12 protein-coding genes and 4 tRNA genes are annotated in these 12,212 nt (G+C 72.3%); 6 read left to right on the plus strand and 10 right to left on the minus strand.

The window, feature by feature from the left end; all coding sequences use genetic code 11:
• Positions 1–33: 33 nt before the first annotated feature.
• The 3 genes from Q6969_RS00405 to Q6969_RS00415 form a co-directional block, all read right to left on the minus strand.
• Positions 34–108: transfer RNA gene (locus Q6969_RS00405), tRNA-Val, on the minus strand.
• A 13-nt stretch (positions 109–121) separates the two neighbouring features.
• Positions 122–192 (minus strand) — tRNA-Cys (locus tag Q6969_RS00410).
• A gap of 50 nt (positions 193–242) precedes the next feature.
• Positions 243–314: transfer RNA gene (locus Q6969_RS00415), tRNA-Gly, on the minus strand.
• Positions 315–594: 280 nt separating this feature from the next.
• Between Q6969_RS00415 and Q6969_RS00420 the strand changes: the two genes are divergently transcribed.
• A tRNA-Val gene (locus Q6969_RS00420) sits at positions 595–667 on the plus strand.
• Between the two features lie 57 nt (positions 668–724).
• Here Q6969_RS00420 and Q6969_RS00425 read toward each other — a convergent pair.
• A complete protein-coding gene (locus Q6969_RS00425; protein WP_317228681.1) occupies positions 725–1,684 on the minus strand; it encodes a sugar-binding domain-containing protein in 960 nt (319 codons plus the stop codon).
• Positions 1,685–1,794: 110 nt separating this feature from the next.
• On the opposite strand from Q6969_RS00425, the gene Q6969_RS00430 reads away from it, so the two are divergent.
• Together Q6969_RS00430 and Q6969_RS00435 are read left to right on the plus strand one after the other, a co-directional pair.
• Entirely contained in the window at positions 1,795–3,555 is a 1,761-nt protein-coding gene (locus tag Q6969_RS00430) for a glycerol-3-phosphate dehydrogenase/oxidase (RefSeq protein ID WP_317228682.1), read from the plus strand.
• 144 nt (positions 3,556–3,699) lie between these two features.
• Entirely contained in the window at positions 3,700–4,191 is a 492-nt protein-coding gene (locus tag Q6969_RS00435) for a glutathione peroxidase (protein WP_094116045.1), read from the plus strand.
• A gap of 40 nt (positions 4,192–4,231) precedes the next feature.
• On the opposite strand, the gene Q6969_RS00440 is transcribed toward Q6969_RS00435, so the two are convergent.
• Entirely contained in the window at positions 4,232–4,747 is a 516-nt protein-coding gene (locus Q6969_RS00440; protein WP_317228683.1) for a mycothiol transferase, read from the minus strand.
• 86 nt (positions 4,748–4,833) lie between these two features.
• On the opposite strand from Q6969_RS00440, the gene Q6969_RS00445 reads away from it, so the two are divergent.
• Positions 4,834–5,250, plus strand: a complete 417-nt coding sequence (locus Q6969_RS00445) for a YchJ family metal-binding protein (protein ID WP_317228684.1) — start codon at positions 4,834–4,836, stop codon at positions 5,248–5,250.
• 33 nt (positions 5,251–5,283) lie between these two features.
• Here Q6969_RS00445 and dhaM read toward each other — a convergent pair whose 3' ends face one another.
• From dhaM to dhaK, 3 genes are read right to left on the minus strand one after another with little or no spacing between them, the layout of a single operon-like run.
• On the minus strand, positions 5,284–6,006 hold the full coding sequence (dhaM, locus tag Q6969_RS00450) for a dihydroxyacetone kinase phosphoryl donor subunit DhaM (protein WP_317228685.1): 723 nt from the start codon (positions 6,004–6,006) through the stop codon (positions 5,284–5,286).
• Entirely contained in the window at positions 6,003–6,656 is a 654-nt protein-coding gene (dhaL, locus tag Q6969_RS00455; protein WP_317228686.1) for a dihydroxyacetone kinase subunit DhaL, read from the minus strand. The genes dhaM and dhaL overlap by 4 nt, the downstream gene beginning before the upstream one ends.
• Before the next feature lie 3 nt (positions 6,657–6,659).
• Complete coding sequence (dhaK, locus tag Q6969_RS00460; RefSeq protein ID WP_317228687.1) at positions 6,660–7,661, minus strand: dihydroxyacetone kinase subunit DhaK; 1,002 nt, start codon at positions 7,659–7,661, stop codon at positions 6,660–6,662.
• 279 nt (positions 7,662–7,940) lie between these two features.
• On the opposite strand from dhaK, the gene Q6969_RS00465 reads away from it, so the two are divergent.
• Complete coding sequence (locus Q6969_RS00465) at positions 7,941–8,693, plus strand: MIP/aquaporin family protein (RefSeq protein WP_317228688.1); 753 nt, start codon at positions 7,941–7,943, stop codon at positions 8,691–8,693.
• A 27-nt stretch (positions 8,694–8,720) separates the two neighbouring features.
• The gene (glpK, locus tag Q6969_RS00470) at positions 8,721–10,238 is read left to right on the plus strand and encodes a glycerol kinase GlpK (RefSeq protein WP_317228689.1); all 1,518 of its coding nucleotides are present in this window, start codon (positions 8,721–8,723) and stop codon (positions 10,236–10,238) included.
• 87 nt (positions 10,239–10,325) lie between these two features.
• Here glpK and Q6969_RS00475 read toward each other — a convergent pair whose 3' ends face one another.
• Both Q6969_RS00475 and trpD read right to left on the minus strand, forming a co-directional pair.
• Positions 10,326–11,072 carry an SOS response-associated peptidase gene (locus Q6969_RS00475; protein ID WP_317228690.1) on the minus strand — a complete coding sequence of 249 codons (747 nt, stop codon included), beginning with the start codon at positions 11,070–11,072 and terminating at the stop codon, positions 10,326–10,328.
• Positions 11,073–11,130: 58 nt separating this feature from the next.
• Positions 11,131–12,186, minus strand: coding sequence for an anthranilate phosphoribosyltransferase (gene trpD, locus Q6969_RS00480; protein WP_317228691.1), 1,056 nt, complete (start codon positions 12,184–12,186; stop codon positions 11,131–11,133).
• Positions 12,187–12,212 lie beyond the last annotated feature (26 nt).

Raw genomic sequence — 12,212 nt, forward strand, 5'->3', positions numbered from 1 at the left:
GCAAGAAGGCCCCGGTCTCCCGGGGCCTTCCGTTGGTGAGCGATACTGGGATCGAACCAGCGACCTCTTCCGTGTCAGGGAAGCGCGCTACCGCTGCGCCAATCGCTCATGCACTTGCTCGAGGTGGGGACGGGATTTGAACCCGCGTGGACGGCTTTGCAGGCCGCTGCCTCGCCTCTCGGCCACCCCACCACCGGTGGTTCCCACCTTGTGAAAGGGACCCCCTTCGGGGCCCCTGTTCGAGCGGATGACGAGATTCGAACTCGCGACCCTCACCTTGGCAAGGTGATGCGCTACCACTGCGCCACATCCGCATTTCGCTCGCTGCTCCCGGCTTCCCGGCAACCCTGCGTGCTCGATGACTCTAGCCGATGTCGTGACGCGGGTGCAAAACGAGCGCCGCCCGAGGTCGCGTCGACGCCCGTCCACGGGCCCGACGCCCCGTGTTCACGCGGATCCCCGACTGCGGACCCCGGAGGCGGGTCGGGCGTGTCGCGCGCTCGACGCACCTGCGTGCGCCCCTCCGGGAGGGCGTGACCGCGACGGCCCTCGCGGTATGGCATCATGGATCCGCACCGTCCGCGGTGCGAGCACGGGCGATTGGCGCAGTTGGTAGCGCGCTTCCTTCACACGGAAGAGGTCATCGGTTCGAGTCCGGTATCGCCCACCGAACACCTCCTCATCGGCCCCGCGTCGGCGTCCGCCGATCACGCACCGGATGCGCTCAGCGCAGCAGCTCCCTGGCCGTGCCCTCGTCGAGCACGATGTCCGTCACGAGGCCGGCCGCCAGGGCTCCGCGCACGCTCCGCGCCTTGGAGGCGCCGGCGACCACGCAGACGCGACGGGGCGCACGGCGGATGGTCGCGAGATCGGGACCGCTGGCGCGGGCGTTGATGGCGATGTCGGCGGACGAGCCGTCCTCGCGGAAGAACACGGTGGACACGTCTCCCACGACGCCGTCCGCGTCGAGGGCCCGCTGGTCCGAGCGCTCCAGGTAGCCGCCCGAGTAGACGTGGCTGGGGACGAGGGCCACCGGGGAGCCCACCCCGAACAGCACCATGTCCATGCGCTCCTGGAGCTCCAGGACGCGCTGGGTGCTCCGCTCGCGCCACAGCGCCTGCTTGGTGGCGGGGTCGTCGAAGAAGGCGGGCACCGGGAACTGCTGCACGGTCGCGCCGTAGGCGTGCCCGAAGCGCCGGAGGATCTCGCTGGCGTACATGATCCCGGTCGTCCGGACGTTGCCGGCCCCGTTGAGCTGGACCACCAGCGTGTTGTGGGTCGGCTTCGGCACGAGGTAGCGGCTCACCGCGCTCACGGTGGAGCCCCACGCGACCCCGACGACCATGTTGGAGTCGACGTACTGCGTGAGCATCCGTGCAGCCGAGAGCGCCACCCGGTCGACGCGGTCCACATCGCTCGTCTGGTCCGGGACGGGCACCACGTGCGCGACGACGCCGAACCGGTCGTGCAGCTGCTCCCCCAGCACGGTGGCGAGGTCGAGCGGCGAGCGGATCTGGATGTCCACGAGCCCGGTCTCCCGTGCGAAGGACAGGAGCCGCGACACCGACGAGCGGCTGGTGCCGAGCTCCTGGGCGATGGCCTCCATGGTCAGGTCCTGCATGTAGTAGAGGTGCGCGGCGCGGAGGGCGTCCTGCGTGCGCTCGTGCGCGATCCCGTCGACCATGACGACATGCTTGCACATCCGTGCACGGGCTTCGCGTGATCCGTTCGCGGGAGGAGGATGGAGGCATCAGAACGCGCACCACCCACGCACCGACCAGGAAGAAGCTCCTCGTGACCACGTCGAAGAAGACCGACCTGCGGGACAACGTCGCCCGCATCCACGACCGCCCGAGCGCGCAGGTGCTCGTCATCGGCGGCGGCATCAACGGCATCGCGACGTTCCGCGACCTCGCGCTGCAGGGCGTCGACGTCGTCCTCGTCGAGCGCGCCGACTACGGCTCCGGCGCGTCGGCGGCCAGCTCGCACATGATCCACGGCGGCATCCGCTACCTCGAGAACGGCGAGTTCCGCCTCGTCCGCGAGTCGGTCGAGGAGCGCAACGGCCTGATCCGCATCGCGCCCCACTACGTCAAGCCGCTGCAGACGACCATGCCGATCTTCTCGACGTTCTCCGGCATCCTCAACGCGCCGCTGCGCATGCTCACGCACAAGCAGCGCTCCACCAAGGAGCGCGGCGCCCTCCTCATCAGCGTCGGCATGACGCTGTACGACTCCTTCTCCCGCGACGGCGGCTCCGTGCCGCGCCACCGCTTCCGCATCGGCAAGGCCGCCCGCGAGGACATGCCGGCCCTCAACAAGGACGTCAAGTTCACCGGCACCTACTACGACGCGTCCGTGCACGAGCCCGAGCGCCTGGCGCTCGACGTGCTCAAGGACGGCCTGGCCGCGGGCGAGCACGCCCGCAGCGCCAACTACCTCGAGGCCGTCGGCGTCGCCGAGGGCGGCGTCACGCTCCGCGACGTGATCTCCGGCACCGAGTTCGTCGTGAGGGCGGACGTGGTGGTCAACGCCTCGGGCCCCTGGACCGACCTCACCAACGGCGCGATGGGCGGCGACACGAGGTTCATGGGCGGCACGAAGGGCTCCCACATCGTCGTCGACAACGCCGAGCTCCTCGAGGCCACCAAGGGCCGCGAGATCTTCTTCGAGAACAACGACGGGCGCATCGTCCTCATCTACCCGCTCAAGGGCCGCGTGCTCATCGGCACCACCGACATCGACGCGGACCCCCGCGAGCCGGCCGTCTGCACCGAGGAGGAGGTCGACTACTTCTTCGACCTCGTCAAGCACGTCTTCCCGCAGATCGAGCTGAACCGCGACCACATCGTGTACCGCTACTCGGGGATCCGCCCGTTGCCGCGCCACGAGGACACCGCGCCCGGCTTCGTGTCGCGCGACTACCGGATCGTCGAGACCGAGATCGCCGGCCTGCCCGACACGAAGGTGCTGAGCCTCGTCGGCGGCAAGTGGACGACGTTCCGCGCCCTGTCCGCGCACCTCTCCACCGAGGCCACCACGCGCCTCGGCGTCGAGCGCTCGGTCGACACGACCGGCATGGCCATCGGCGGCGGCAAGGACTTCCCGTCCTCCAGCACGGCACGTGCGCGCTGGATCGCCACGCAGGCGGCACGCGCCGAGGGGATCGGCACCGAGCAGGTCGACCGCCTCCTGAACCGCTACGGGACGCGCGCCACCAGCGTCATCGACGTCCTGGCGGGCCAGCCCTCCACGCCGCTGTCGACCGACCCCCACCTCACGCGGGCCGAGATCGCGTACTTCGCGACGCACGAGGACGCCGTGCACCTGTCCGACGTCGTGCTCCGGCGCACCAACCTCGCCTTCGTCGGCGGGGTGACCCACGAGATGCTCGCGGAGATCGCGGACGTCCTGCAGGAGGCGCTCGGCTGGAGCGCCGGCGAGCGCGACGCCGAGATCCAGGACACGGTGGACGTGCTGCGGACGTACCACGGGGTCGACGTCGGCGCGACGAAGGTCGCCGCCGACGCCACCGTCACGGAGTTCGCGAACTAGCGTCGTCGCTCGCGGATCCGTCCGCACCGGAGGCCGGTCGCCATCAGGCGGCCGGCCTCCCGTCGTCGGTGCCCGCCATGTGCCTCGGCGTGCCGTCGCCGGACGTCGGCGGAGGCTGTCAGGGGACGGGGCTACCTTCGGCCCATGACCCATCCCCGGCTCGACGAGATCCCCCTCACCACGCTCCAGGGCGAGAGCACCACGTTCGGCGCCTACGCCGACAAGGTCGTGCTCGTCGTCAACGTCGCCTCGCGCTGCGGCCTCGCGCCTCAGTACGAGAAGCTCGAGCAGCTGCAGCGGAAGTACGGGGAGCGCGGCTTCACCGTCATCGGCTTCCCCAGCAACCAGTTCCTCCAGGAGCTCGGATCCGCCGAGGCCATCGACGAGTACTGCTCCACGACGTGGGGCGTGACCTTCCCGATGATGGAGAAGGCGAAGGTCAACGGCCGATCCGCCCACCCCGTGTACGCCGAGCTCACGAAGACGCCGGACGCGGACGGCAAGGCCGGTCGCGTGAAGTGGAACTTCGAGAAGTTCGTCGTGACGCCCTCGGGCGCGGTGCACCGCTTCCGCCCGACCGTCGAGCCGGACGCGCCGGAGATCGTCGCGCTCATCGAGGCCGAGCTGCCGGCCTGACGCCGACTCCGGTCCGGAGCGGCTCTCCCGCTCGTCCGCGTCAGCGGCGTCGGGCGATCAGTCCGGCCAGGTACGACGCCTGCCCCGCGTGCTGCAGGTCGTCCGAGAGCACGCTGACCAGCCGAGCGCCCAGCGTGACCGGCGGCGTCCACGCCTCGTCGACGACGCGGCCGAGCTCCGGGTCGTCGAGTCCGGCGAGGTACGCCAGCGTCGCCGACTGCACGGCCTCGAGGTAGCCGAGGAGGAGGTCGGCGGTGATCCCGGACAGCGCCGCGACGTCATCCGGCGTCTGGCCGTAGCCCGTGGCCGACTCGGCGAACGGGAGGGCGAATCGATCCGCCCACCCGTCCGCGGTCCATGTCTGCGCCGTCCCGGCCACGTCCGCGACCTGGGCGTCCTGCACCCGGGCGAGGTGCCAGACGAGCCAGCCCACGGTGTTCGCCTCGGGGTCCGGACGGAACGCGAGGTCCTCGGCGTCGAGCCCCTCGACCGCGTCGCGCACGAGGTCGGCGATCCGCCCGTAGGCGTCCACGAGCAGGTCGGTGGCGGGGGTCACGGGGTCTCCTCGGGTCGGGCTGCGCGTCCGGCGGATCCGACAGCGCCCCTCCATCCTGCTCCCGGTCGCCGTGGGAGGCTCGGGGCATGACGCGCCTCTCCCCTGCCGCCCCGTGGGCGATCCCGGACGACGACGCCTGGTGCCCGTGCACCGGCGGGGACCCGTACGGGGCCTGCTGCGGTCCGCTGCACCGCGGGACGACGCGGGCACCGACGGCCGAGCGGCTGATGCGGTCGCGGTTCTCGGCGTACGCGCTCGGCGACGCGGCGTACCTCACGCGGAGCTGGCACCCCTCGACCCGACCGGAGGACCTCGATCTCGACCGGTCCCTCCGGTGGTACCGCCTCACGATCCATCGCACCTCGCTGGGCGGACTCGACGACGCGACGGGGGTCGTGGAGTTCACGGCGGCCTTCCGCGCCGACGGCGAGCGGGGCAGCCAGAGGGAGGCGAGCCGCTTCGTCCGGCACGCGGGCGGCTGGGTCTACCTCGACGGGAGCTGACAGCGGAGCGTCAGGAGGACCGGAGCCGGGTGCTCACGCCTCCCCGAATCCCGACGAGATGAGCTCCACGAGCGCGGTGACGGCCTCTTCGGCGTCGTCGCCCGTCGCCTCGATGACGACATGGGCCCCCCGCGTGAGCCCGAGGGCCATGACGCCGAGCAGCGAGGCCGCGTTCTGGCCGTTGACGGTGACGGCGGAGGAGAACCCGGACGCGCGTGTCACGAAGTCGGCCGCTGGCCGGGCGTGCAGCCCGTCGCGGTTGACGAGGACCGCCTCGCCGCGGACCGTGCCCGCGGTCGTGGCGTCGCCGCCGTCCCCGTGATCCGGGGCGAGCCCGGCATCCGGGTCCTGCGCGGGGTCGGCGCCCGCGGCGGAGGCGGCCGCAGCCGCGACCTCCTCGAGCGAGCCCCCGGTCTGGGCGGCCACGGCCGCGGCGACGGCGCCTTCCACCAGCGGGGCCCGGACGACGACCACGCGCGCCGCGGCGTCCTCGTCGAGCAGCTCCACGGCGGTCTCGGCCGTGAGGTACGCGGAGCCGAGGTCGGCGAGGACGACGACGCCGTCGCCGCCCTCCGCCTCGGCCAGCGCCGCGGTCACCACGTCGAAGCTGGTCCCGATGCCGGCGTCGGCGAGCGTGCCGTCCCCCGATCCGCCGGCCGGCACGAGGGCCACGGTCGGCGCCATCTGCCGCGCGAGGTCGACCAGGCCGCGCGCGATGAGCGCGCTGTGGGACACGAGCACGAGTCCGACGGTCACGATGCGGACCCGTCGGCGTCGCGGGCGGCATCGGCCGCGGCCCGGAGGATCAGCGCCGAGGACTGCGCACCCGGATCGCGGTGGCCGACGGCCCTCTCGCCCAGGTACGAGGCGCGTCCCTTGCGGGCGACGAGGGGCTCGGTCGACTCCGCACCGCGCGCGGCGGCGGCTGCCGCGGCCTCGAGGGCCTCGGCGGGCCCGGATCCGCCGTCGGCGGCAGCCCGGGCGGCCTCGGCCGCGGGACCCCACGCGTCCACCATGGTCTTGTCGCCGCGCTCGGCCTTGCCGCGCAGCACGATGCCACCGAGCGCCGCCTCGAGCAGGTCCGCGACGGCCCCCGCGTCGAGGTCGACGCGTCCCGCGACGGCGCCGGAGGCCTTGAGGTACGCCGTGCCGAGCAGCGGGCCGGACGCACCCCCGACCGTGGAGATGAGCGTGGTCGCGACGGTCTTCAGGACGTCGGCTGGGCTGGCATCGACGGCGAGGCCCGGGAGCTTCTCCGCGACCGCGCTGAAGCCGCGATCCAGGTTCTCGCCGTGGTCGCCGTCGCCGATCTCGCGGTCGAGGGTGATGAGCTCACCCCGCTGGTCGGCCACGACGCGCGCGGCCTCCGCGGTCCAGGCCACGACCCATCCGGTCCCGAGTGCCATCAGCTACCTCCCCCACCGCAGCGCGGCGGTCTGCACGGGCGAGTCCCATAGGTCGATGAGCTCGTCGTCGAGCTGCAGCACCGTCAGGGACAGGCCCTCCATGTCGAGGGCCGTGACGAAGTCTCCCACGAGGCGGCGGACGACGGTCAGGCCGGCCTCCTCCAGCACGGCGGCGGCGCGGCGGTACGCGATGTAGAGCTCGGAGAGGGGTGTGGCGCCCATCCCGTTCACGAGGAGCAGGACGCGGCTCCCGGCGGGCGCGGCGAGGTCCTCGAGGACCGGGTCGAGGAGGCGGTCCACGATCGCGTCCACGGGCTCGAGCGGGAGCTTCACGCGCCCCGGCTCGCCGTGGATCCCGATGCCGATCTCCATCTCGTCGTCCTCGAGCGCGAAGCTGGGCTCGCCGGCGTGCGGGACCGTGCAGGCGCGGATGGCGACGCCCATGGTCCGCACCTGCCGGACCACCCGCTCGGCGACGGCGGCGACCGCGTCCAGGTCGTCCCCGCGCTCGGCGGCCGCGCCGGCGAGGCGCTCCACGAGCACGGTGCCGGCGACGCCACGGCGACCGGCCGTGTAGAGGGAGTCGGTGACCGCGACGTCGTCGTCCACCACCACCGTCCGGACCTGCACGCCCTCCGCCTCGGCGAGCTCGGCCGCGGTCTCGAAGTTGAGGACGTCGCCCGTGTAGTTCTTCACGATGTGCAGCACGCCCGCTCCGGCGTCGACCGCGAGCGTGGCGGCCACGACGGGATCGGGGGTCGGGCTGGTGAAGACCGGTCCGGGGACGGCGGCGTCGAGCATGCCGTGCCCGACGAAGCCGGCGTGCAGCGGCTCGTGACCGCTGCCGCCTCCGCTGACGAGCGCGACGCGGCCCGGTCGGGTCGGCTCCGCGCGGCGGACGTACAGCGGCTCCGTGCTCAGGGCGACGAGGTCGGGGTGGGCGGCGGCGAAGCCCGCGACGGACTCCTCGGCCACCGCCCTGGGGTCGTTGATCAGCTTCTTCACGGCCGGCTCCTCGCGGGTCTCGGGCGGCGGACGGCAGCCGCGCATCCGAGCCGGATCGAGGACGGGACTCGGTCGGCGGCGACTCGGGTGTCCCGCCAACATACGCCCGCGCGCGGGCTGTCCGACAGCCCCGGCCCGACCCTCCCGCAGGGGCAGGGATCCGCATGGCCACGAGGAGCGCAGCGGCAGGATCGGCGGGGTCCCCGGGACTAGATTGGTCGGACCGCGACGACGCGGCAGAGGCCGCCCCGCCTCGACGAACGATGGGAGCACCACGCAGTGGATCTTGGAGTCATATTCCTCTCGGAGACGGTGGGCACAGCCCTCCTGGTCCTCCTCGGATGCGGAGTCGTGGCGAACGTCGCGCTCGTCAAGTCGAAGGGGCTGGCCGGCGGCACCCTGATGGTCAACTTCGGCTGGGGCCTCGCGGTCTTCGCCGGTGTCACCGTCTCGTACGCGTCCGGCGCGCACCTCAACCCGGCCGTCACCCTGGGCCTCCTGTCCGCGGGGAAGATCGAGGACGTCGCGAGCGTGCCCGTCTACATCCTCGCCCAGATGGTCGGTGCCATCATCGGCGCCGTCTTCTGCTGGCTCGCCTACAAGCAGCACTTCGACGAGGAGCCCGACGCGGCCACCAAGCTCGGCGTGTTCTCGACGGGTCCGTCCATCCGCAACTACGGCTGGAACCTCGTCACGGAGATCATCGGCACGTTCGTGCTCGTCATCGTGATCCTCGGCTTCAGCCTCGCGAACAACCCGGACGCCGACGCGTCCACCCCCGCCGGCCTCTCGGCCCTCGGCGCCATCCCCGTCGCCCTCCTCGTGGTCGGCATCGGCGCGTCCCTCGGCGGGCCGACCGGCTACGCCATCAACCCCGCCCGCGACCTCGGCCCCCGCATCGCGCACGCGTTCCTGCCCATCAAGGGCAAGGGCGCCAGCGACTGGTCCTACGCCTGGGTCCCGGTCGTCGGTCCCGCCATCGGCGGCGTCCTCGCCGGCCTCGCGTCCTACGCGCTGCTCCCCATCCTCTAGAACCCTCGACCCACAAGGAGAGACCACATGAGCGAGAAGTACATCGTCGCCATCGACCAGGGCACCACCAGCACGCGGGCCATCGTCTTCGACCACAGCGGATCCATCGTGTCCACCGGCCAGCTCGAGCACGAGCAGATCTTCCCCCGTGCCGGCTGGGTCGAGCACGACCCCATGGAGATCTGGCGCAACACGCGCGAGGTCATCGGACAGGCCCTGTCCAAGGCCGACATCACGCGCCACGACGTCGAGGCCGTGGGCATCACCAACCAGCGCGAGACCGCCGTCGTGTGGGACCGCACCACCGGCAAGCCCGTGTACAACGCCATCGTCTGGCAGGACACCCGCACGCAGAAGATCGTCGACCGCCTCGCGGCCGACGGCGGCGTCGAGCGCTTCAAGCCCACCGTCGGGCTGCCGCTCGCCACCTACTTCTCGGGCACCAAGATCGTCTGGATCCTCGAGAACGTCGACGGGGCGCGCGAGAAGGCCGAGGCCGGCGACCTGATGTTCGGCACGACCGACACCTGGGTCCTCTGGAACCTCACGGGCGGCACCGACGGCGGCGTGCACGTCACCGACGTCACCAACGCCTCCCGCACGCTGTTCATGGACCTCGAGACCCTGCAGTGGGACGACGAGATCCTCAAGGCGTTCGACGTCCCGCGCTCGATGCTCCCCGAGATCAAGAGCTCCTCCGAGGTCTACGGCGTGGTCGAGTCCTCGAGCCTCCTCCGCGAGGTGCCCATCGCGGGCATCCTGGGCGACCAGCAGGCGGCCACCTTCGGCCAGGCGGCGTTCGACCAGGGCGAGTCGAAGAACACCTACGGCACCGGCAACTTCCTCATCTTCAACACCGGCACCGACATCATCCACTCGCAGAACGGCCTCCTCACGACGCTCGGCTACAAGCTGGGCGACGCGGAGCCGCACTACGCGCTCGAGGGCTCCATCGCCGTCACCGGCTCGCTCGTGCAGTGGATGCGGGACAACCTCGGCCTCGTGTCGAGCGCCGCGGAGATCGAGACGCTCGCCGCCACGGTCGAGGACAACGGCGGCGTGTACTTCGTCCCCGCGTTCTCCGGCCTGTTCGCGCCGTACTGGCGCTCGGACGCGCGCGGTGCCCTCGTGGGCCTCACGCGCTACGTCAACAAGGGCCACATCGCCCGCGCCGCACTGGAGGCCACCGCCTTCCAGACGCGCGAGGTGCTGGACGCGGTCAACGCCGACTCCGGCGTCGACCTGACCGAGCTGAAGGTCGACGGCGGCATGATCGCCAACAACCTGCTGATGCAGTTCCAGGCCGACATCCTCGGCGTCCCCGTCGTCCGCCCCGTCGTCGCGGAGACCACCGCGCTCGGCGCCGCGTACGCGGCCGGCCTCGCCGTCGGGTTCTGGAAGGACCTCGACGACCTCCGCCAGAACTGGCAGGAGGACAGCCGCTGGACGCCCGACATGGACGACGCCGAGCGCGAGCGCCAGCTGCGCCTCTGGAAGAAGGCCGTCACCAAGACCTTCGACTGGGTCGACGACGACGTGCAGTAGACCGCACCCGATCGGACCGTACGCCCCGCCTCCTCGTGAGGCGGGGCGTGCGTCGTCGTGGGCAGCGCTGCGCCGGCGTGCCGGCTCCTACAGGAGCGTGGGCTGCCCGTCGGGGGCCGGAGCGTCGTCGAGCGGGGCGACGAGGTCGGGGCCGTCGTTCCGGACGCTGTTCACCCGTCGGGAGACGAGGCGGGGCACGAGGCGCGGCTCCGGGAGGGACGCCAGGAGGTGGCCGACGTCGTCGACGGCGTCCGTCCCCGCGTCGAGCCAGTCGTCCAGCCGGTCCCGGGGGACGATCACCGGCGTCCGGTCGTGGATGTGCCCGAGCGCGTCGCTCGCGGCGGACGTGATGATGGCGAGGCTCCGCAGCCATGCGCCCGGCTCCCCGTCGGGGACCGCGGGATCGCGCCAGTGCTCGTACACGGCCGCGAAGGCCAGGGGCCGATCGTCCTCCCCGTGCAGGTACACGGGCTGCTTGCCGTCCGACGTCGCCTGCCACTCGTAGTAGCCGTCGGCCGGCACGACCGCGCGGCGCGTGAGGACCGCACGGCGGAACGTCGGCTTCTCCGTCACCGTCTCGATGCGCGCGTTGATGAGCGGCGCACCCTGCACGGACTTCGCCCACGGAGGCACGATCCCCCACCTCGCGGCGGTCAGCACGCGACGCACGGGGGCGTCCGCCTCGCCGCGCGGCCGACGGTCCGCGACCATCCTCACGGTCGTGGTCGGCGCCACGTTCCACGACGGCGCCGGGTCCTCGCCCTCGACGTCGTCCACGGACCAGTCGCCGACGAGGTCACCCGTCGCGCGCGCCACCACGAATCTCCCGCACATGCCACCAGTATCCGCCGCACGCCCGTCGGCACGGGAGCGCGGGAGAGCCGCGACCCGATCAGGCGCGCGTCGCGGCGGCCCACTCCTCGAGCTTCGCGGCGGCACGGCCGGAGTCCACGGCATCGGCTGCGACCGCCAGCTTCTCCCGCAGCCGGCGCGCCATGGGCTGCTGCACGCGCGTGGGGTCGTCCATGAGGTCGAACGCCTCGAGCCCGGCCGCCGCGTTCAGGAGGACGACGTCCCGCTGCGGCCCGCGCTCGCCGGCGAGGACGCGCCGGATGACGGTCGCGTTCTGCTCCGGGCCCTCCCCGAGGAGCGCCTCGATGGGCGCGCGCGGGATGCCGAGCTCGAGCGGGTCGAGGTCGTGCTCCGTCACCGCTCCCCGGCTCACCTCCCAGATGTGGCTGTGGCCGGTGGTGGTCAGCTTGTCGATGCCGTCGTCCCCGCGGTAGACGAGGGCGGTCGCGCCGCGAGTGCGGAACACGCCCACCATGAGCGGCACGCGCGAGAGGTCCGCGACCCCGACCGCGGACGCCTCGGGACGCGCCGGGTTGCACAGCGGCCCGAGGACGTTGAAGAGCGTCGAGATGCCGAGCTCGCTCCGCGTGGCCGACGCGTGCCGGAAGCCCGGGTGGAACAGGGCGGCGTGCGCGTACGTGATGCCGGTCTCGCGGAGCACCTCGGCCACCCGCGTCGGGCTGATCGTGAGGTCGACGCCGAGTGCCGTCAGCACGTCCGACGCTCCCGAGGAGCTGCTCGCGGCCCGGTTGCCGTGCTTGATCACGGGCACGCCGACGGACGCCGCGATCACGGACGCCACCGAGGAGATGTTGAGGACGGCGCCGTAAGGGTCCCCTCCCGTGCCCACGATGTCGAGCGCGCGGGGGTCCGCGTCGAGCGGCACCGCGTCCTCGAGCACCGCGTCGCGGAAGCCGACGATCTCGTCGACCGTCTCCCCGGAGGCCCGCAGGGCCACCAGGAGCCCGCCCAGCTGGGCGGATGTGGCCTCTCCGCGCATCACCTGGCGCATGGCCCAGGTGGACTCCGCGACGGAGAGGTGGCGGCCCTCGATCAGGGTCGTGATGAGGGCGGGCCAGGTGGGGGCGGAGGGCATGCGGATCAGCCTAACGAGAGGCTGGA

It is taken from the genome of Clavibacter sp. MX14-G9D (assembly GCF_032917815.1).
Lineage (GTDB): Bacteria > Actinomycetota > Actinomycetes > Actinomycetales > Microbacteriaceae > Clavibacter > Clavibacter michiganensis_K.

Coding starts and splice junctions, on each gene's coding strand:
- Q6969_RS00445 (WP_317228684.1), top strand. CDS start 4,834: ATGACGCGCCTCTCCCCTGCCGCCCCGTGGGCGATCCCGGACGACGAC.
- glpK (WP_317228689.1), top strand. CDS start 8,721: ATGAGCGAGAAGTACATCGTCGCCATCGACCAGGGCACCACCAGCACG.
- Q6969_RS00425 (WP_317228681.1), bottom strand. CDS start 1,684: ATGGTCGACGGGATCGCGCACGAGCGCACGCAGGACGCCCTCCGCGCC.
- trpD (WP_317228691.1), bottom strand. CDS start 12,186: ATGCCCTCCGCCCCCACCTGGCCCGCCCTCATCACGACCCTGATCGAG.
- Q6969_RS00475 (WP_317228690.1), bottom strand. CDS start 11,072: ATGTGCGGGAGATTCGTGGTGGCGCGCGCGACGGGTGACCTCGTCGGC.
- Q6969_RS00435 (WP_094116045.1), top strand. CDS start 3,700: ATGACCCATCCCCGGCTCGACGAGATCCCCCTCACCACGCTCCAGGGC.
- dhaL (WP_317228686.1), bottom strand. CDS start 6,656: ATGGCACTCGGGACCGGATGGGTCGTGGCCTGGACCGCGGAGGCCGCG.